General features: G+C 34.9%; 19 protein-coding genes. 11 read left to right on the top strand and 8 right to left on the bottom strand.

Annotated elements, in window-relative coordinates; translation table 11 throughout:
- Window positions 1-21 precede the first annotated feature (21 nt).
- Window positions 22-1,287 (bottom strand): transcription termination factor Rho, encoded by a 1,266-nt coding sequence (rho, locus tag ACFINM_RS01435; RefSeq protein ID WP_015857121.1) that lies wholly within the window; start codon window positions 1,285-1,287, stop codon window positions 22-24.
- Between the two features lie 552 nt (window positions 1,288-1,839).
- Here rho and ACFINM_RS01430 point away from each other — a divergent pair.
- The 6 genes from ACFINM_RS01430 to polA all read left to right on the top strand — a co-directional run bounded on the left by ACFINM_RS01430 (window position 1,840) and on the right by polA (window position 8,660).
- The gene (locus ACFINM_RS01430; RefSeq protein ID WP_375639841.1) at window positions 1,840-2,679 is read left to right on the top strand and encodes a pyruvate, water dikinase regulatory protein; all 840 of its coding nucleotides are present in this window, start codon (window positions 1,840-1,842) and stop codon (window positions 2,677-2,679) included.
- Window positions 2,676-3,272: a Maf family nucleotide pyrophosphatase gene (locus ACFINM_RS01425; RefSeq protein WP_375639837.1), complete on the top strand. Its 597-nt coding sequence runs from the start codon at window positions 2,676-2,678 to the stop codon at window positions 3,270-3,272. Before ACFINM_RS01430 ends, ACFINM_RS01425 begins: the two co-directional genes overlap by 4 nt.
- Window positions 3,265-4,137: a shikimate dehydrogenase gene (locus tag ACFINM_RS01420; protein ID WP_375639833.1), complete on the top strand. Its 873-nt coding sequence runs from the start codon at window positions 3,265-3,267 to the stop codon at window positions 4,135-4,137. Before ACFINM_RS01425 ends, ACFINM_RS01420 begins: the two co-directional genes overlap by 8 nt.
- The gene (gene coaE, locus ACFINM_RS01415) at window positions 4,134-4,721 is read left to right on the top strand and encodes a dephospho-CoA kinase (protein WP_375639828.1); all 588 of its coding nucleotides are present in this window, start codon (window positions 4,134-4,136) and stop codon (window positions 4,719-4,721) included. Before ACFINM_RS01420 ends, coaE begins: the two co-directional genes overlap by 4 nt.
- Window positions 4,722-4,725: 4 nt before the next feature.
- On the top strand, window positions 4,726-5,433 hold the full coding sequence (gene dnaQ, locus ACFINM_RS01410; RefSeq protein WP_375639824.1) for a DNA polymerase III subunit epsilon: 708 nt from the start codon (window positions 4,726-4,728) through the stop codon (window positions 5,431-5,433).
- 299 nt (window positions 5,434-5,732) lie between these two features.
- A complete protein-coding gene (gene polA, locus ACFINM_RS01405) occupies window positions 5,733-8,660 on the top strand; it encodes a DNA polymerase I (protein ID WP_375639820.1) in 2,928 nt (975 codons plus the stop codon).
- Window positions 8,661-8,665: 5 nt separating this feature from the next.
- On the opposite strand, the gene ACFINM_RS01400 is transcribed toward polA, so the two are convergent.
- The 7 genes from ACFINM_RS01400 to ihfB form a co-directional block, all read right to left on the bottom strand.
- Window positions 8,666-9,529 (bottom strand): endonuclease/exonuclease/phosphatase family protein, encoded by an 864-nt coding sequence (locus ACFINM_RS01400; protein ID WP_375620887.1) that lies wholly within the window; start codon window positions 9,527-9,529, stop codon window positions 8,666-8,668.
- 112 nt (window positions 9,530-9,641) lie between these two features.
- Window positions 9,642-10,415: a Bax inhibitor-1/YccA family protein gene (locus ACFINM_RS01395; RefSeq protein WP_375611347.1), complete on the bottom strand. Its 774-nt coding sequence runs from the start codon at window positions 10,413-10,415 to the stop codon at window positions 9,642-9,644.
- Window positions 10,416-11,538: 1,123 nt separating this feature from the next.
- Window positions 11,539-12,042 (bottom strand): signal peptidase II, encoded by a 504-nt coding sequence (lspA, locus tag ACFINM_RS01390; RefSeq protein WP_375611348.1) that lies wholly within the window; start codon window positions 12,040-12,042, stop codon window positions 11,539-11,541.
- Window positions 12,032-12,886, bottom strand: coding sequence for a TrmH family RNA methyltransferase (locus ACFINM_RS01385; protein WP_375639815.1), 855 nt, complete (start codon window positions 12,884-12,886; stop codon window positions 12,032-12,034). The genes lspA and ACFINM_RS01385 overlap by 11 nt, the downstream gene beginning before the upstream one ends.
- 2 nt (window positions 12,887-12,888) lie before the next feature.
- On the bottom strand, window positions 12,889-13,821 hold the full coding sequence (locus tag ACFINM_RS01380) for a class I SAM-dependent methyltransferase (RefSeq protein WP_375620886.1): 933 nt from the start codon (window positions 13,819-13,821) through the stop codon (window positions 12,889-12,891).
- A gap of 171 nt (window positions 13,822-13,992) precedes the next feature.
- Window positions 13,993-14,289, bottom strand: a complete 297-nt coding sequence (locus tag ACFINM_RS01375) for a lipopolysaccharide assembly protein LapA domain-containing protein (protein ID WP_273790185.1) — start codon at window positions 14,287-14,289, stop codon at window positions 13,993-13,995.
- 7 nt (window positions 14,290-14,296) lie between these two features.
- Window positions 14,297-14,575, bottom strand: coding sequence for an integration host factor subunit beta (ihfB, locus tag ACFINM_RS01370; protein ID WP_273790186.1), 279 nt, complete (start codon window positions 14,573-14,575; stop codon window positions 14,297-14,299).
- 183 nt (window positions 14,576-14,758) lie between these two features.
- Between ihfB and lptC the strand changes: the two genes are divergently transcribed.
- From lptC to ACFINM_RS01345, 5 genes are all read left to right on the top strand, one after another.
- On the top strand, window positions 14,759-15,403 hold the full coding sequence (gene lptC / locus ACFINM_RS01365; protein ID WP_375611351.1) for an LPS export ABC transporter periplasmic protein LptC: 645 nt from the start codon (window positions 14,759-14,761) through the stop codon (window positions 15,401-15,403).
- 76 nt (window positions 15,404-15,479) lie between these two features.
- Entirely contained in the window at window positions 15,480-16,079 is a 600-nt protein-coding gene (locus ACFINM_RS01360) for an LptA/OstA family protein (RefSeq protein ID WP_375639809.1), read from the top strand.
- Between the two features lie 6 nt (window positions 16,080-16,085).
- The gene (gene lptB / locus ACFINM_RS01355) at window positions 16,086-16,880 is read left to right on the top strand and encodes an LPS export ABC transporter ATP-binding protein (RefSeq protein ID WP_012754448.1); all 795 of its coding nucleotides are present in this window, start codon (window positions 16,086-16,088) and stop codon (window positions 16,878-16,880) included.
- 911 nt (window positions 16,881-17,791) lie between these two features.
- Window positions 17,792-18,256 (top strand): PTS IIA-like nitrogen regulatory protein PtsN, encoded by a 465-nt coding sequence (gene ptsN, locus ACFINM_RS01350; RefSeq protein ID WP_375611353.1) that lies wholly within the window; start codon window positions 17,792-17,794, stop codon window positions 18,254-18,256.
- 1,886 nt (window positions 18,257-20,142) lie between these two features.
- Window positions 20,143-20,646 (top strand): invasion associated locus B family protein, encoded by a 504-nt coding sequence (locus ACFINM_RS01345; RefSeq protein ID WP_375611465.1) that lies wholly within the window; start codon window positions 20,143-20,145, stop codon window positions 20,644-20,646.
- Window positions 20,647-20,662: the final 16 nt, after the last annotated feature.

Below are 20,662 nucleotides of genomic sequence, written 5' to 3'. Positions count from 1 at the left end.
CTAATAAAAACTTTAATGACTTTACGTATTCATTGAATCAAAAAATTCACTATTATTTTTTGTTTGCTTTAATTTATCAATCAAAAATTCAATTGCATCTGTTACATTCATAGATGCTAAAATACGACGAAGAACAAAAATTTTGTGTAAATCTTGTCGTTCTACCAGCAGTTCTTCCTTACGCGTTCCTGACTTTAAAATATCCATAGCAGGGAAAATACGTTTATCAGCAACTTTTCGATCAAGAACAATTTCCGAATTACCTGTTCCTTTAAATTCTTCAAAAATAACCTCATCCATACGACTTCCTGTATCAATCAAAGCCGTTGCAATAATGGTTAAAGATCCGCCTTCTTCAATATTACGTGCTGCACCAAAAAAACGCTTTGGACGCTGGAGGGCATTTGCATCCACACCACCTGTTAAAACTTTACCCGAAGAAGGAACAACTGTATTATATGCACGCCCAAGACGTGTAATAGAATCGAGAAGAATAACAACATCACGCCCATATTCAACGAGACGTTTGGCTTTTTCAATAACCATTTCTGCCACTTGTACGTGACGTATTGCAGGTTCATCAAAAGTAGAAGAAACCACTTCTCCTTTTACTGAACGCTGCATATCAGTAACTTCTTCTGGTCGTTCATCAATTAAAAGAACAATGAGATAACATTCAGGATGATTAGTGGTAATAGAATGAGCAATATTTTGAAGTAAAACTGTTTTTCCCGTCCGAGGAGGAGCTACAATTAATCCTCTTTGTCCTTTTCCCAATGGAGATATCAAATCAATCACACGTGATGACATATCTTTCTCTGTAGGATCTTGTATTTCCATTTGGAAACGTTCATTTGAATAAAGAGGAGTAAGATTATCAAAGTGGATTTTATAACGAATCTTTTCAGGTTTTTCGAAATTAATTGTATTAATTTTAAGGAGAGCAAAATAACGTTCTCCCTCTTTTGGACTGCGTATGGGGCCTTCAATTGTATCGCCTGTTTTTAAAGAAAACGACTGTATTTGTGCAGGTGAAAGATAAATATCATCAGGACCAGGAAGATAATTAGCATCAGCAGATCTCAAAAATCCAAATCCGTCTTGTAAAACTTCAACAACACCTTCTCCTATAATTTCAACGTCTTGTAGAGCAAGTTTTTTCAAGATAGCAAACATTAATTCTTGTTTGCGCATAAGGGAGGCATTTTCAACTTCTAATGTTTCAGCAAAAGAAACAAGCTCAACGGGATTTTTGCTTTTAAGTTCTTGTAGTTTCATTTTTTGCATGAAATATGCTCTTTGTGATTAAGGAGAAGATTGTTCTAAATAATTTATGGAAATTTATGAGTGAAATATTACTAAGAAAAAATATTCTACACTCAATTTTTTTAATCTGCAAGTACCATTTATATGAAATTTGTTCCTGTAATATTAAGTAATTATATGAAAAACTTGAAAAAATATAAAATTCAAATAGTATTTAATTATTTTAATAACAAAAATGTGAGTTAGTATTATAGCATTAATGAAATGCTATTCAAAAGTATTTTTTACAGAAATTTATATTAATAAATTTATATTAAAGAAAGGATTATTCTTATTTATAACTGTGTTTAGTGTGGATTATTATTTATCCTCAATTTTATCCACAAAAGGAACTGAAAAAAGAATAAAAATATCACTATATTAAAGATATTATCCCCTCTTTTTTTATAAGAGGGATTAAATTATCACAAGCATTTAATTTGTGCATAAAAAAGGAGAATTTTTCATAAATTTTAGTTTTATAAAAAACGACGAGGATATATACACATGTCTTAACAAGGAGTTAAAATTTTTGTGACAAAAGAAAAAAAATTCTTTCATTTACACATGCTTTCTGATGCAACAGGAGAAACATTAATTTCTGTTGGAAGAGCTGTAGCATCGCAATATGCAATGATTCAGGCAACAGAGCATATCTATCCTATGATTCGTAATAGAATACAGTTACAGAAAGCTCTTGATGAAATACAACAAGAGCCAGGTATTGTTCTTTACACAATGATTGATGAAGAATTTAAACTTCTCCTTCAAAAAAGGTGTAAAAAAATAAAAGTTCCCTGTATTGATATATTGCATCCTGTTTTAAATGCTTTTCAGTCTTACCTTGGAATGCCAACACATTTACGTGCGAGCGCACAACATGATCTTAATGCAGATTATTTTCGCCGTATTGAGGCACTGGATTTTACAATAGAGCATGATGATGGACAGTCTTCCAGTAGCTTATCCGAAGCAGATGTGATCCTTGTGGGAATTTCAAGAACCTCTAAAACGCCAACAAGTATCTATTTAGCAAATCGCGGAATAAAGACGGCTAATATTCCTCTTATTCCTAATATTGATTTGCCAGAATCCCTTTTAGAGGCAAAAAATTCTTTAATTATTGGTTTAATTGCTTCAGCTGAAAGAATCTCACATATCCGCCAAAATCGAGATTTGGGAGAAAGTTTTGCTCTTGATAATTATACAAATCGTATCAACATAGCTGAAGAATTAATCTATGCAAAACGCATTTGCGAACGTTTTGGTTGGCCTATTATTGATGTCACAAGACGTTCTATTGAAGAAACTGCTGCTGCAATATTTGAACTGTTATCACGATTTCGTGAAGGAAATGAGAGAAAATTCTCATGAACGCAGATACTTTAATATTAGCATCTCTTAGTTTTTATCGTGCAAAATTATTAAAAAAAGCAGGTTTAAATTTTTTCATTGAAGGAGCTTCTTTTGATGAAAGAGAAGTAGAAAAAAAAGCAAAAGAAAAAACACCTAAAGAACTCAGCTGTTTTCTTGCGAGCGCAAAAGCAAAAAATGTTTCAGATCGTTTTCCTGATGCTTTCGTTATTGGTTGTGATCAAGTTCTTGATTTGGAAGGTCAAGTTTTTCACAAAGCAACAAATATTAAAGAAGCACATCAACGTTTATGTGAATTATCAGGAAAAACCCATTCTCTTCATAGTGCGGTAGCTTTATTTAAAAATGGTCAAAAAATTTGGGTTGAAGCTTTTAGTGCACATATGTCCGTCCGTTTACTCTCATCAGAATTTATTGAACGTTATTTAGCACGCGTAGGAAAAGATGTTTTAAACAGCGTGGGAGTATATCAAATTGAAGGAGAAGGAATTCATCTCTTTGAAAAAATTGAAGGAGATTTTTTTACCATTGTTGGTTTACCTTTGCTGCCTCTACTCATAAAACTGCGCCACTTAGGAATTATTGATGGTTGACTTAACAATAAAAAAAACAAATTATCCGCGTGCTTTTGTTGTTGGTTCTCCAATTCATCATTCAAAATCGCCAAAAATTCACAATTTTTGGCTTAAACAATATGGTTTACAAGGAGAATATATTGCACAAGAAGTAACATCTGAAGAATTCAGTCATTTTATTGCGTCTTTACAAAAAATAGGCTTTTGTGGAGGAAATGTTACTTTGCCTTATAAACAGGAAGCTTTTCGTTTAGCAGATTATAAAGATGAGAGAGCAACAATGATTGGTGCTGTTAATACACTTTGGTATGAAGGAGATAAGCTTTGTGCCACGAATAGTGATGCCTATGGTTTTAGCGCTAATCTTGATGATTTTGCATCTGATTGGGGAGGGGAAACAGCTCTTGTTTTTGGAGCAGGTGGTGCCGCACGCGCTATCATATATGCCTTAAAAAAACGTGGATTTGAACAGATTTATTTAATTAACCGTACAAAACAACGTGCTGATAATTTAGCTCAGCATTTTGGAAAAATCATTAAAGTTTACGATTGGCATAAAATCCATGAAATACTTCATCAAGCTGATTTGATTGTTAATACAACCTCTATTGGCATAAAAAGTCCAGAAGAAAAAAGTGATTCTTTTTTTTGCGATTTTCATAAAGTAAAAAAAACGGCATTAGTAACAGATATTATTTATACACCATTGATAACTCCTTTTTTACAACAGGCAAAGGCTTGTCATCTCAAGACGGTTGATGGGCTTGGGATGCTTCTACATCAGGCTGTTATAGGGTTTGAACAGTGGTTTGGAATAAGACCACAGGTGACAAAAGCGTTACGGACAGCTATTTTAGAGGATATGAGTGAAAAAAAAGAATGAAGATCATAGGATTAACAGGATCAATTGCTATGGGAAAATCAACAGTTGCTGATTTTTTCAAGCAAGCGGGTATTTCTGTTTTTAGTGCTGATAAAGCAGTACAACAGCTTTATAAAAGTGAGCCAGCTTTGTCATTCATAGAGCGTATTTTTCCTGGTGTGGTTGAAAACGGAGAAGTTAACCGTTTGAAACTTTCTGAAATTTTGATTGATGATAAGGAAAAATTACAAACATTAGAAAAAATAATTCATCCTTTGGTGCAAGAAAAAGAAAGGGAATTTATTGATATAGCGCGTGAACAAGGGAAAAAATTAGTTATTCTTGATATTCCTCTTCTGTTTGAAAAAAATAGTGAAAGTCGTGTGGATAGCGTTATTGTTGTTTCTGCTCCACCAGAAATACAAAAAGAACGTGTAATGATTCGCCAAGGTATGAATGAGAAAAAATTTGCCTTTATCAACGCTCAACAAATGCCAGATGAAAAAAAACGAGAACGTGCTGATTTTATTATTGATACAGGGAAAGATTTAGAGAATACACGTCAACAGGTTTTTGATGTGATAAAAAAATTGCTAAAGAATTAAAATTATGCGTGAAATTATTTTTGATACAGAAACAACAGGTTTAGATAAAGAGAAAGATCGCATAATCGAAATTGGTTGTGTAGAAATGGTTGATCGTTATCTCACAGGACGCCAATTTCATGTTTATTTAAACCCTGAAGGCGTTATTATTCCTGATGAAGTTGTAGCAATTCACGGATTAACCAATGAACGCTTGAAAAACGAGAAAAGTTTTAGTGATATTGTTGATGAATTTTTGGAATTTATCAAAGACGCGACAATGATTGCGCATAATGCGAGTTTTGATATTGGTTTTATTAATGCAGAATTAAAACGCGTCAACAAACCGCTTATCAGTGTTGATAATATTCTTGATACATTGGCTATGGCGCGGCGTAAATTTCCTATGGGTCCTAATTCTCTTGATATTTTATGCAAACGTTTTGGAATTGATAACAGCCATCGTGTTCTTCATGGTGCTTTGCTTGATGCAGAGATTCTAGCCGATGTTTATATTGAGCTCATCGGTGGAAAGCAAGGTGTATTGGGTTTTGATAACAGAAGGGATGTTGATGAACATATCCAAAACGATAAAGATACATCTTATGCCGTTAAAATTCGCCCACAGGCTTTACTTTCAAGATTGAGTACGCAAGAAAAAAAGTTACACGCTGATTTTATCTACAAAATGGGTGAAAAAGCTCTGTGGAAAAATTTCAAAATTCATGAATAACATCATTTTTTATCTAAAAGAGTCACGATTGAAATTAAAAAATATCGATGTCAAAAAAAACGGTCGTTGTGGGGAGGGGAACACCACAACGACCCTGTCGCTACATCGTACCTCAGCTATCATAGGAGGAGCAAAATGAAAGCTATTAATCCTGTAACAGCAAAGAAAAGCTCTAGGTACTTAATATAAAGTGCAACGACTTCACGTCTTATGAAGAGAAAAAATGGCTTTTTAGAGGCAAAGTGAAAAAATATATAAGGGTAATTTGTTTTTTTAGCTGAAATGGAGAAAAAATTGTCATGAAAGCAACAGATCATCTTTTTTTGGTTGACGGATCAGGCTATATTTTTCGTGCTTATTATGCTTTGCCGCCTTTAAAACGTAAAAAGGATGGACTTCCTGTAGGAGCAGTAGCTGGTTTTTGCAATATGTTATGGAAATTACTTTGTGATGCTCGTAATACAGCTACGGGTGTTGTTCCAACACATTTTGCTGTTATTTTTGATTATTCATCTGATACTTTTCGGAAACAAATTTATCCTGAATATAAAGCGAATCGCGTTGAACCTCCTGAAGATCTAATTTCTCAATTCGCGCTAATACGCCAAGCAACGAAGGCTTTTAATTTGCCTTGTATTGAAAAGGAAGGCTTTGAAGCGGATGATTTAATTGCTACCTATGCAAAGTTGGCAACAAAGGTTGGGGCAAAAACAACTATTATTTCTTCTGATAAGGATCTTATGCAACTCGTAAATACGCATGTATCTTTGTATGATGGAATGAAAGATAAGCATATAGGTATCTCAGAAGTTATAGAAAAATGGGGTGTTGCGCCTGAAAAAATGATTGATTTACAAGCATTAATTGGAGATTCAACAGATAATGTACCGGGTATTCCAGGCATTGGTCCAAAAACTGCAGCTCAGTTGTTAAATGAATTTGGTTCTCTTGATCTTTTATTGCAACGCGTAACAGAAATTAAACAAACAAAACGGCGTGAAAACATTCAAGCTTATAGAGAACAAGTTAAAATATCTCGTGAACTTGTCAGGCTTAAAACAGATGTTCCTATAGATAATGATTTAGATGATTTTATTTTGGAGCCACAAGATGGTCCACGTTTAATTGCTTTTTTGAAAGCAATGGAGTTTTCAACATTAACGCGTCGCGTGGCAGAGGCAACAACATGCGATGCAGCTGTTATTGACGCACTTGATATAGATGTTGAATGGGAAAAACTAAGCCCCAGGAATGATTCTGATATCAGGCATGATTCTGATATCAAGAATACTGAGCGCGCATCCCTTCATAATTTTTCTGAAAATTCTCCACAAGTTTTTGCACAAGAACGTAAAGATCAAGCGCTGACTCAAAAAATTACAAGAGATGCTTATACAACAATTCTTGATGAGGAAATTTTAAAAGACTGGTTATCACAAGCACAAGAGCGGGGTTTTTTCGCTTTTGATACTAAAACAACATCTCTTGATCCGATGCAAGCAAAGCTTGTTGGTTTTTCACTCGCATTACAGCCGGAAAAAGCAGCTTATATACCTCTTGAACATTTTGATGAAGGAGAAGAGGACCTTTTGAGGGGCGGGCGCATTGCTTCACAGATTGGGGCTCGAAAAGCTTTAGCACTTTTAAAACCGATATTAGAAGATTCAGCGGTGTTAAAAATTGGTCATAATATAAAATATGATTGGTTGGTGATGAAGCAATACGACATTATGATAAGCTCTTTTGACGACACCATGCTTTTATCATATGCTTTTGATGCTGGAATGTTAACCCATAATATGGATGATTTGTCTGAACGTTGGCTTAAGCATAAACCAATTGCCTATAAAGATTTAACGCATAACGGGAAAAAAATTACTTCTTTTGCACAAGTAGATTTAAAACAAGCAACCCTTTATGCGGCGGAAGATGCTGATATAAAGCTACGTCTTTGGCAAGTATTGAAACCACAACTTGTTGCTCGTGGAATGACAAAAATTTATGAGCGTCTTGATCGACCTCTTGTAGAAGTTCTTGCAAGAATGGAAGAACGGGGGATTCTTATTGATAGGCAGATTTTATTGCGTCTTTCAGGAGAGTTGGCACAAGCTGCTTTGATTCTAGAAGAGGAAATTTACAAACAAGCTGATGAAAAGTTTAATCTTGCTTCGCCAAAGCAATTAGGGGATATCCTTTTTGGCAAAATGGGATTGCCTGGAGGCGCTAAAACAAAGGGTGGACAATGGTCAACTTCTGCACAGACCTTAGAAGAGTTGGCTGCTGAAGGTCATATTTTACCGCGTAAAATTATTGAGTGGCGTCAACTTTCAAAGCTAAAATCTACCTATACAGATGCCTTGCCTTCTTATATTTTTTCAAAAACAGGGCGAGTTCACACGAATTATTCTTTGGCAATAACATCAACAGGTCGGTTATCATCATCAGAGCCAAATTTGCAAAATATTCCAGTGCGAACTGCTGAAGGACGTAAAATTCGAACAGCTTTTATTGCTCCCAAAGGACATGTGTTACTTTCTGCTGATTATAGTCAGATTGAGTTGCGCATTCTTGCACATATTGCGGATATAAAAGCATTAAAAGAAGCTTTTGCTAAAGGGCATGATATTCACGCTATAACGGCATCACAAATGTTTGGTGTTGCGATAGAAGGAATGCATTCAGATATACGACGGCGTGCAAAAGCGATTAATTTTGGTATTATTTATGGTATTTCAGCTTTTGGATTAGCCAATCAGTTGGGAATTTCACGCCAAGAAGCGGGTCGTTATATTCAACTGTATTTTGAAAGATTTCCAGGAATTAAAGATTATATGGAGAAGACCAAAATCTTTGCACGTGAAAATGGTTATGTAGAAACAATTTTTGGACGTCGTATCCATTATCCAGAAATAAAAGCAAAGAATGTAAAAATTCGTTCTCTTAATGAGCGGGCAGCTATCAATGCTCCAATTCAAGGTTCTGCAGCCGATATTATTCGCCGCGCTATGATACATATGGAAGATGCTTTAAAAGCAGAAAAACTATCAGCAAAAATGTTGCTGCAAGTTCATGATGAACTGATTTTTGAAGTACCAGAAGAAGAAAGTAAAAAAACCATGACTGTTGTTAAAAATGTTATGGAAAATGCTACAATACCGGTTCTATCTTTATCTGTCCCGCTTGAAGTAAAAGTTATGACGGCTCAAAATTGGGATGAGGCACATTAATTTTTTTATTTATTTTTAAGAATATTGATTGCGTTGGAAAGATTAAGATAGGCTTTGATAGGCAAATGATCTGAAGCAATGCGTGCAAGTGGTGAATAATGATTTTCAATACTTGTTACCAATTGGTGGGGAAAAGAAAAAACTCTATCAAGGGCTAACAAAGGAAAACGAGAGGGAAAGCTTGGTACAACTTCAAAAGTGCTATCAAAATAGGGAAAAAAATGATTTAAAGATGAGCCTTTTCCCATTCGCCATTCATTAAAATCTCCTATGAGGAGTGTAGGCATAAGGGGGCGTTTTTGGAAAATTTCAAGGAGCATTTTTGTTTGTTGTTTACGAGAGTAACGTAATAAGCCAAAATGAGCCGCAATAATACGAATAGGTCCTGCTGCCATTTCCAACTCTACAATTACAGCCCCACGTGGTTCAATACTAGGAAGAGTGACTTGTAAAGTATCACGTACATATCCCTTTCGCAAAAAAAGAGCATTCCCATGCCAACCATGGCCATGAGGTGACATAGTATTAAGAGGTACAGGAATCAAACCGGTTTCAGCTTTTAATAGCTGAAGATTAATCAAACCGATGCGTTCCCCAAAACGTTTATCTGCTTCTTGAAGAGCAAGGATATCAACTTGTAATTCAGTAATAACACGGACAATTCTTGTAGGATTAAAAACTTTATCAACACCTACACATTTATGCACATTATAGGAAGCAACGGTCAGATCATAATTACTATTTTGATTGACGATGTTTGATTGATGATGAGAGCGGCTGTGAATTGTATTTAAAAAGGAGCTATGGAGTTTTTGTTGGATAAAACCGGTAAACCAAGGGAATTTTTGCTTATAAGGGATTTTTGTCATTTTGCGAAAAGAATAGTTTCTAAGAAGCAGAAGGTAAAGATTTACACTAAAAACAAAAGAACCTTGTTTCTTTTAGAAACAAGGTTCTTTAATTAAGTAATGATTTTTGCAATCAATCACGATTTGAGCCAAGAAACTGTAGCAAGAAGACAAACATATTGATGAAATCAAGATAAAGATTCAGCGCGCCCATAATAACTTTACGTCCTCTGGTATCGCTTTCATCTCCTTCATAATACATCAACTTAATGCTCTGGGTATCGTAGGCTGTTAAACCAGCAAAGATAAAAACACCAATCACAGAGATAGCAAACTGCAAAGCGCTTGATCCAAGAAAAATGTTCACAATCATGGAAAGCAACAAGCCGATCAATCCAATGAATAAGAATGAACCGATTGCTGTGAGATCACGCTTTGTTGTGTATCCATAAAGTGAAAGAGCTCCAAAAGTTGCGGCGGAAATGACAAAGGTTTGCACAACACTTTCTGTCGTATAGCGCAAAACGATTGAAGACAGTGAAAGACCAACCAGAGCAGCATAACCAAAAAAGAGACTACGAGCAGCATTTGTGCTCAATGTATTAATTTTAAAACTGAGAAATAAGACTGCTATGAGTGGTGCAAACATAACAATATAAGAGAATGGCGATGTATAAAATGTTACTCCAAATGGTGTTAGATAAACACTGCTATTGATTTGAGCTGCTGCTTGGCTCATATCTGTTGTCGTTGCTAATGATACAATTGCATAAGCGGCAGCAGCTGTAATAAGCAAACCAATGGCCATTGCATTGTAGACACCCAACATATAGTCGCGTAATCCCTGATCAATTGATGCATCGGCATGAGAAGCAGGTGCCGAACGTAAATCTTTAAAATTAGCCATAATATAAAATCCTTTAGCATATGTTCTGTCAGATATAGGGCTTTAAAGGTGTCTCTGTCATTACACAGATAAGCTTGGTATAAGCCTTAATTGGGCAAATACAAAAACCCTTAAGAATCACTGACAGAATTCCAGCATATATGCTCTTATTATGGAGATTTATTTAAAAATTACAAGAGATTTATATGAAGAAGGAACCTTACAAATTGGTAAGGAAATAGTTCATTTTAATAAAAAATATTTCCATTTTTTGCCATATTTTTGCAAGATAAAAAGACGACACTTAAAAACTTTTCTATTTTCACAAAAACTATGTAATACAATCCCTTATAAAATATTCACTATTTTTGCGTTTATGAGAAGAGCGGCAAGTATCATCACACTATTTTCAACCTCTAATATTGCATCTGTTTTGCACGGTTATAAGAGCTATTGAATTGGATTTTTATATAATATATCGATGTATAATGATAAATTGTCTTTTTGAATGCTAAATGATACTCCGAATATCGCAAGATTCTCTGGTTGAAAATCTGTTCATATTAAATCAATCAAGATTATTGACTTGCTTGTGTCTTGCAAGAGACATGGTTTTAATGGATTCAACATGAACAGATTCCAAATAAAAGAGATTTAGGATAGTAAGGGCTTTTATTCAATATGAAAAACGGTAATTTATATTTATAATCAATATGTTGCTTTAACAAGACACTATTGAAAATAGTTGAAAAAATGTTTTTTATTAAACAATATATAAAATAAAAAAGGAGAGTTTTTAAACGAAGCACTTAAGAAAGGCTCTGTAAAATCGATATCTGTAAAAACTAAAAAACATACGAAAAGCAATTGTTCTAATCAAATAAACAGAACTTCAAATGCTGTGAAATGTCTCCTCAAAAATTGTGATGTAGGACACATGGATAAAAAATATTGATTCTATTTGAGTTCATTTCTTTTGCACTAACTAAGTGTAGAAATGTAAAGTTGAAAAGAAAGTAAGATCTTATAGTCCTATGAAGAGAAACACGTGAAATGACGAGCAACAAGAATTGATTAAGAGAAATCAATGCGTAATCAGACTTGTGATGGTCAATAATCTCTGTTTTCTAAGGCACTGAACATATCAGTGAGAAGATGTACTATTGGAATGACGCCTTGCTTTCATCCAAGTACGCAATTCTTCAATAAGGATGGCAATAACACCGAGAGTGATAAAACTATCTGCAAGGTTGAAAATAGCAAAATAAAAAATATCATCAATATGAAAAAGTATATAATCAGTGACATGATGAAAGCGAATACGATCAATGAGATTGCCGATGGCTCCCCCAATAATAAGAATAAGGCCAAAGCGCATTAAAGACTTATTATATTCAGTATTTTTCCATAACCATAGAAGAAAGATAATCACAATGATCGTGATGGCGATGATTCCCCACTGAGAAAAGGAAGAAAAAAACGAAAATGCAATGCCAGAATTGCGCACATGATAAAGGGAAAGAAAAGGAATAAGCGAAATTTCTGTTCCTAAAGGCATATTGTGCATAACCCAGTATTTGACAGCTTGATCAAGTACTACTGTAAAAGCCAAGCCCAAGAGAAGAAAAGGGAGTGATTTACGAATCATGTTTTTCCTCACATGGTTCCAGTATTAAATAGGGGCGACGGATTTCATAAAGCATAACAGCTGTTGCTACAGCTAGATTAAGCGAGTCTGCTCGTCCGCTTTGTGGAATACGCGTAAGTTTATCACACCGATTCGTAAGAAGATCTGATAATCCCTGTTTTTCATTCCCCATTAAAAGAATAATAGGGCCATTTTTGAAGTCAAGTGTGCGATAATCCATAGAACCTTTGAGGTGTGTTCCAACAATCATACCTTTAAAGTGAGAAGACCAGTTTAAAAAGCCGTTTTCATCAAAACGATAAAGTGGTACAGAAAAAATAGATCCCATGGTTGCACGGACTGTTTCAGGCGAGAAAGGGTCTGTTGTCTCGCCAATTAAAATAACACCTTTAGCACCTACAGCATCAGCGGTTCGAATAATGGTACCAAGGTTTCCAGGATCACGTACACGATCAAGCGCGATGTAAACATCTTTAATCTGCCCTTTTATCATTTCAAAAGAGTGCCATTTTTGCTTGAAAATACCAATAACTGTTTGTGGATTATCGCGTCGGGTAAGTGATTCCATAACCTTTTGTGAGGCTTTAATAACAAAACCACCGTTGGCTACAGCACGTGCGGCAGTATTTTCGATAGTAGCATTACCGATTTCACTTTTAGAAAAAATAAGCGTCTGTATTGTCCAGCCAAGATTGAGAGCATCAATGACCAATTTCAATCCTTCTGCCATGAAAAGACCTTCTCTATTACGGTTTTTCTTTTGGCTAAGTGCTTTAAGATTTTTTATGATGGGGTTGCTAAGAGAGGTAATTTCTTTCACTCTACCAGTTTTGGGTCTACACATATTCAAGCAATCCAACGGCTAAAAAGAGAAGTAGAAAGAGCACGTCCTGCAACTTCTTCACGCAAAATAAGTTCTCCTGATTCGACCGTACCACCAAGATTTACAAATGCATCACGCATTAAAGCATGAAGTGCAAAGAAGGAAGCACGAATAGAATAAGCTGTAAGGACAACAGAGAGCGGTTTATCAGAGAGAAGTTTACGACAATTTGTGATCATGGCGGGTAAATGATCAAACAGTTGCCAAATTTCACCATGGGGTCCACGCCCATAAGCAGGGGGATCAAGAAGAATCATATCATAGCTTTTCTTACGACGCAGTTCACGCTCGACAAATTTCATAGCATCATCGCAAATCCAGCGAATAGAATGATCTGGTAATCCTGCTCTTTCTTGATTAGCTTTTGCCCACGCAATGGCTTTTTTAGAAGCATCAACATGGGTAACATTCGCACCCGCTCGTGCTCCAATCAAAGAGGCAATACCTGTATAGCCAAAAAGATTCAACAATTTTATAGGGCGTTCGGCTTTAACAATTTGTTCTTCCATAGAGCGCCAATGGGCATCTTGTTCAGGAAAAACCCCCACATGACGAAAGGAAGTAAAACGGCCTAGAAAAGACAATCCATTCCAAGCAAGAGCCCATGTTTCATCAAGTGGCTTTTTAGGAAAATGCCAACGCCCAACCCCTTCTTCATCAAGGTTTCCTGTGAAAATAGCATCAACATCAGCCCATTGTTTTTGTGGTAAAGCCGGTTTCCATAGTGCTTGACCTTCTGGTCGAATAATGCGGTAAGCTCCATAACGTTCTAATTTTTGTCCATGACCAGAATCAATGAGAGCATAGTTTTCGCTTATACCCGTTTCTAAAATAAGGGGCAGCTTTTCCTGCGGATATCTATTGTTATGGGAGAATTGAAAGCATTGTGCGGGCATGTTTTGTATCACGGTATATGAGGTATAAAAATATATTATAAAGCTCTTAAATGTTTCGTAAAAGTGCAAAAAAGCTAAAGTCAATTAAAACATGTATAAAAAAGAAAAAGAGCACTTTTAACTCTGTACTGAATATAGAATACAGAGAGAAAAGATTTCATTTAAATACCATTACACCAGATTTGTGATAGATGTTTTCAATTTTTCAATCTCGGCTTTACTTTTTTTGAGAGCTTTTTTGTATTTGTGATAGGAAAACCAACTGATCAGATTTCCTAATAAAATACCAAAACCAAAGAAAATAAAGAGCCATATAAAGAGGGGAGCATGATAAGTAAAACTTTCAGGATTTGCTCGAAAAGGATCAAGGGTTAACGGAACCATTTGACGATTAGCCACGATAAAAACAATCAAAACCGCTGCGAGAATCACACCGATACTTGTTAAAAGAATACGTTTAATTATCATAAGTTTCTCACTGATTAAGACGGTCGCGTAAATCCTTGCCAGTTTTAAAAAAAGGAATCCACTTTTCTTCAACAGAAACGGCTTCACCTGTTCGTGGGTTACGTCCATTACGGGCTGAACGGCTTTTTACAGAAAAAGCTCCAAATCCACGAAGTTCAACGCGATTGCCATTTGCAAGTGCTGTTGCAATTTCCTCAAAAATAGCGTTTACAATATTCTCCACATCCCGTTGAAAAAGATGCGGGTTATGACGAGCGATAATTTGTACAAGCTCTGATTTTACCACAATAGCCTCACTTTCACACAAAAAAATTTTGTAATTGTGCACTCCATGCATATTACAATATATAAACGGATAAAAGCAAAATAAAATCAAGAAAAAACAAATTGCAAGAAACAAAATTTGAAAATACCTTCTATAAAGGGTATACAGATTAAAAATGCGCAGGATTTAAGAGATCAGGAGAGTATGTCCGTACACAATCATTATAAAGCCTTTTCAACGCAATCATCTTTTGGAGATGTTTTAAAAAAAGCATCCCGTCATTCGCGTCGCATTAGCATATTAAAAATTTTTTTACCTCTCTTAGCGTTGATTTCAGCGCTGGTTTTTTGCTGGTTTACGTTTTTCTTGGTTCCCGTTACTTCTGATTCTATGCCTTTGAATAATGGAGAAAGTGGCGTGATGAATTTGACGATGCTCAATCCAAAATTAGAAGGGTATACGCGTGCTCATGAACCTTATTGGCTTAAAGCAGAAAAGGCATTTCAAGATCATACCCACGCTGGAATGATTGGGTTGCAAAACATTACAGCTAGAGCATTTATGGGCCAACAACGACAGGTTTTTCTCGTCGCACAAGGGGGGGTTTACGATAACATTAATGGTTTTTTACAGTTGGATAAGCCATTCACGATTACGACGAATGATGGGATGATGGTACAATTTATGTCAGCTAGTATTAACTTATCCGAGGGACAGTTAAAAACAGATCAACGTGTTAATATTCAGCAAGCCGGTTTGAATCTTGCCGCAAACGCCTTACAAATTCGAGAAAAAGGAAAAAACATATATTTCCATGGTGGTGTGCATTTAGTGCTTCAAAAGCAATAACGCAATATCAATACAAATCTTTAAAGGATATTTATAAAGAGAAGTATGTGTATATACAAACAGAAGAATTGAAATAATGAAATCGTACAAAAGATGGATAGGTGTGATGTTAGCTTTTAGCATGGGAATGTTAGGAGAAGGAGCAGTTTTAGGATATGCTGAAGTGGCTCATTTTGGAATAAGTCTATCAAGCGACAAAGAACCGGTAGAACTTCATGCAGATTCTTTGGAAATACGTGATAAAGAAGGGATAGCGCTTTTTAAGGGTGATGTTTCAGTGGTACAAGGTGAACGTCTTTTAAAAACGGCAAAATTAGTTGTTTACTACGATAAAGCATATAAAGAAATTGATAAAAACAAGGAAGATACAAAGGCATCATCTGTTTCTTTATTTGGTTCGTCGAGTATACAAAAAATGGAAGCTTTAGGAAAAGTTTATATAAAAATTGCTACGCAAGTTGCTACGGGTGATAAAGGCGTTTTTGATGGAAAGTCAAAAATGATGAGTTTGACAGGGAATCATGTTGTGTTAACTGATGGTGATAATGTGGCAACGGGGTGCAAACTAACGGCAAATATGGAAAGCGGAAAGGCTTTTTTAGAAGGTTGTGAGACGCCTAAGAAAAAAGGTCGTGTTTCTATTATTTTAAAACAAAATCAAAAGAATGGCCATTAAGATTTCATGTTTGGAATCAAAAGAAAAAAACAGACTGATAGGTATAATCTTGAAAGTGAAGCTTCAAAAAATCCCTTAAAAGGGACCTTGATTGCCAGTAATTTGATTAAAGTTTATCGAGGAAGACGAACTGTTAATGGTGTTTCTTTTGGCATTCGTACAGGAGAAGCCGTTGGCATTTTAGGGCCCAATGGGGCAGGTAAAACAACTTGTTTTTATATGGTGACAGGGCTTATAAAATCTGATGGAGGATCCATTAAAATTGATGGATTTGATATTACGCATCTTCCGATGTATCGACGTGCGCGTTTAGGTATTGGATATCTTCCACAGGAAGCGTCTATTTTTCGTGGTCTTTCAGTAGAAAATAACATTAAAGCTGTTTTAGAGGTCGTTGAAAAAGATCGCCTTAAACAACGTGAAGAGTTAGATAGCCTTTTACATGAATTTAAAATTGATCATTTACGTAAAATGTCTGCACTTTCGTTATCTGGAGGTGAACGTCGGAGACTTGAAATTGCGCGCGCTTTAGCTTCTCGTCCCCATTTTATGTTACTTGATGAACCATTTGCAGGAATTGATCCTATCGCTATTTTCGATATTCAACAACTTATTCGTCATTTAACGAGGCGTGGCATTGGTGTTTTAATAACGGATCATAATGTGCGTGAGACATTAGGGCTTGTCGATCGCGCTTATATTATTCATACAGGGCGGGTGTTAGTTCACGGTTGTCCTAACGATATTATCAACAACGTTGATGTACGCAGAATTTATTTGGGAAATCAGTTTTCTCTTTGATTTTACAGCTTTCACGAGTTTCCATTTAAGTTTAACCAAACATTATTACTGAAAATTTCCTTATTTATGCCAAAACTTCTTTATGACTATAACCTTAATGTTGTTATTGAGTGGTGAAAAAGGCTTCATCATTAGAGGTTAGTTTGTTGTTTTATAAGTTTAGCTTACTCATAATTGTATCATAGAAAAGATATCACTAGATTAACGTGATAATGAGTGATAAACGAAGCTCTCAATAAATGCGTGTGTTATTGAAAGGTAAGAGATATTTATCATATTTTTCTCTGTCGAATCAAATAATATATCGATGATGCTGTTTTAGGTATTTTGATGGGAGCACCGGTTTATATATTGCGGTTATTCAATAGGAGTTGTCGTATTTTATTGGTTTATATCGCCTATTTGAAAACAGGAGCTTGGCTACAGATATCAGGCTAAATCTATAAATCTTTTAAAATAATCATTAAATTTCTAAAAATCTTTATATTCTTGTTATAAGTCGATGTTCAAGCTATACAGTAATTTTCAAAGTAAAGGTCCATTTTGCTCAGTATGCTTTTCATCTTAATTTAAGGGCTCATTTTTAAAGAAAGAAAAACTTTGATGGCGGATTATACATCAAACTCTTATGACAAGTTTAATAAATTTATGAATAATGGCCTTTTCTAGAGTCGTAAGGAAATTAACTTTATGAACAACTTCATTTCTTTGGTTTCTCATGCCGTTAATGATGATCCGAATACTATTTATTATTGTTTTAGAAGTGATATGAGATGTATTGAGCCATCACCTATTATAAATTGAAAAGTAAAAACACATGCGATGTTGCGAAAAGTGAAAGAACATTAAGTATCTATAGCGTTTATAGGTTTATTGATGAGCATTTTAGCGTGTAAGAGGAAAATTAAAGTATGAATTTGAGTGAGTTAATAGCACCGGAAGCGATCATTCCGGCTCTTAAGGCTAATTCGAAAAAACAGGTTCTGCAAATTTTAGCCGAAAAAGCTTCTAAGCTAACAGGTCTTAGTGAGCATGTAATTTTTGATGTTGTTTTACAACGCGAGAAGCTTGGTTCAACGGGTTTGGGTGGAGGTATTGCGATTCCTCATGGAAAATTACCTGATATTAATCGGATCATTGGTATATTTGCACGTCTTGAAAGTCCTGTTGATTTTGAAGCTCTTGACGATGAACCTATAGATCTCGTTTTTCTCCTTTTAGCACCTGAAAATGCTGGTGCAGATCACTTAAAAGCTTTATCACAGATCGCACGTGTTTTGCGTCACACTGATGTTGTACAAAAGTTGCGCAGTACGCATAATGCCAATGCGCTTTATGCTTTATTGATTCAAACTTCAGAATCAAATGCAGCTTAAAAGTTATTATGAGCGTATAAATTGCGAGGTATGCACTACAGAGCGTAGGAAATAATATAACTTGCATCTTAAGACTAATAACAAAAGGTTATGTCATGAGATTTAAGAAAATTACTTCTAATTGAACCTTCTTTTTAAAGAGCAACCAACAAAAACGAAGGGCTTTTCCTTTCTTGTTCTCGTATATTAAAGCATCTAATTATTATGTTCGTGGATTCTTTTATCCTATTATACTGTAAAAACACTATCATTTGAGATATGGTGAGATAAATTCTGTAAGTCTTCTTAATATATTAAGTGCTTTTAGAGTGCGTGGTAAATATTTTTAAACAGGACTTGTCTGTAGAGCCTTTAGTTAAGTGAATCACATGAGTGGGAAGAAAAGAGGAGATCGCTCGACAAGAATCCAAACTTTTTCAGTCCAGATTGGATTAAGAATCTTCGTCCTTTGAAAGCGGGAAAGAAATCAACAGAAAAGTTTATTTGTGCATTGAATTTTTTTGTAAGTTGAGTTTGAGTGTTTAGGGATAATATTTTAATGCTCAAGAAGAAATAAGAGATATATTGTATCTTCAGTATAGCAAGATATTGATTTTAAATATAATTCACTATTTCGCATGTTAGATGAGAGATCCGAATATTGTAAAATTCTCTCATTCCAAACTTGTTTATGTTGAATCAATCAAAACCATTTCCTTGCACGTTGTAAACGAAATTAGCGTGTGGATAAAAACTGTACAAGAAAGGGGTAAAAATGCTTCCTATGAATCGTCTCAAGTATCGAGAGTTGTAGCAAAACATTGGGAGCTGGAAAATAGTGTTATGGTGCCAGCTTTCTTCTTCACAAGTGGAGAGATCAACTATTTTATAGGTATGATTTAGATGTCTGCTGTTGTATAGAGCTCATGCTAAAGAACAATTTTGTACGGTAAGAATGAAAATTATACCTTTAGGTTAGGTGAAAGAGTTTTTATGCATAGGAAGATTTATTTAAGTGTCTTTAATTGATTAAAATATTGTTTAAAAAACGGTAATGTTAGAACTGCTATAGAAAAAAGTTTTATATTTCTTTTTATAAATTACTTAGAAATAAGATAAGGAGACTTTCCCAAAGAATTCTTAAGAAGTTTTTTATAACAGAAAGAAAAATATCGTCTAATACATTAAAATAATACGATTAAGCTATTATAAGCTACTAAAATCATTTTAGAAATTAATAATTGGAGATGAAATATATAGGGAAATAAGATAAAAAGAAACAAAATTGTATGTGATTATTGAGATAGAATCTAAACTCTTTATGTTTTATTATTAATATCTTGATAATATTTTATTATTTTTACAAGGTCTTTTGAAGATTGAGAAAAAGTGTTATCGGGACGATATTGAATACGAAATATGAATGCACTATAATGAATAAAAGATGGAGTATTTTGCGAACATAAATGTATTGAATGCATAAAGTCGAGAAGTGATATTCGTAAGGCGATTAAGCTTTTTTGCGGGGAGTCTGGGGTGTATTTTCAAAATTTTGCATCAGATTGCTTGTGATATAAAGAGTATGGTTTATTTCTTAACAGAGTGATGGTATATTTTCATCTCGTTTTGAAGTTCTATAGCTTAAAGAAATCGTTTTTTATACAAAAATGAAATAAGTAGCGTAAAATGAAGATATTATTTTTTAATGTGGTTATTGAATAAGAAGTTTATGTTTTGGTAACGATTAAAAGGTCACAATGAAACGTAGAAATCTATTTTGATTAGTGTGAAAATATTTCGCTTATTGAAGGAATTAGGACAATAACACATGAATATCGAGGAGTTTTTGTTGAATTTTTCCAATGAAGAAAATCTTGTTAGAGACTAAAGAAGTGAGCTAAATGAAGATGTTTGAAAAGACTGTTATTGCTGCATCTGTAATGGTTCTTGTTACAGCGGGAGTGGCATATGCACAAACGCCAAGCCGTTTAAATCAATTTGAAGCGTGGGGAGCCTATTCTTATAAATCGCCCAAAAATACGATTTGCTATGTGTTATCGGTACCTTTGAAGGCTCTTCCAACGACAGTTAATCATGGTGATAATTTTTTCTTGGTTACCAAGCGTTCTCATTCACCTATTTCGTTTGAACCGCAGTTTATGGCTGGTTATACCCTTCAAGAAGGGTCGAGAGTGACAGTGACCATTGGAGGTAAGGACTTTGATTTTTTCACGAAAGATTCCTCAGCTTGGCTGGCGTCATCAGAGCTAGAAAAGCAGCTTGTTTCTGCTATGCGTGCTGGAAGCAATATGACAGTGCAAGCGATATCAAAACGAGGAACGCATACCACTTATACTTATTCCTTAAAAGGGGTCACTGCTGCATTAAATGCAGCTCAAAAGTGCCATTAAGGTTTCGATAACTCTA

This window comes from Bartonella sp. AA168HLJHH, from assembly GCF_042197365.1.
Classification (GTDB): Bacteria; Pseudomonadota; Alphaproteobacteria; order Rhizobiales; family Rhizobiaceae; genus Bartonella.
The sequence above is the reverse complement of the archived record's forward strand: the minus strand, read 5'-3'. Positions and strand labels throughout refer to the sequence as shown.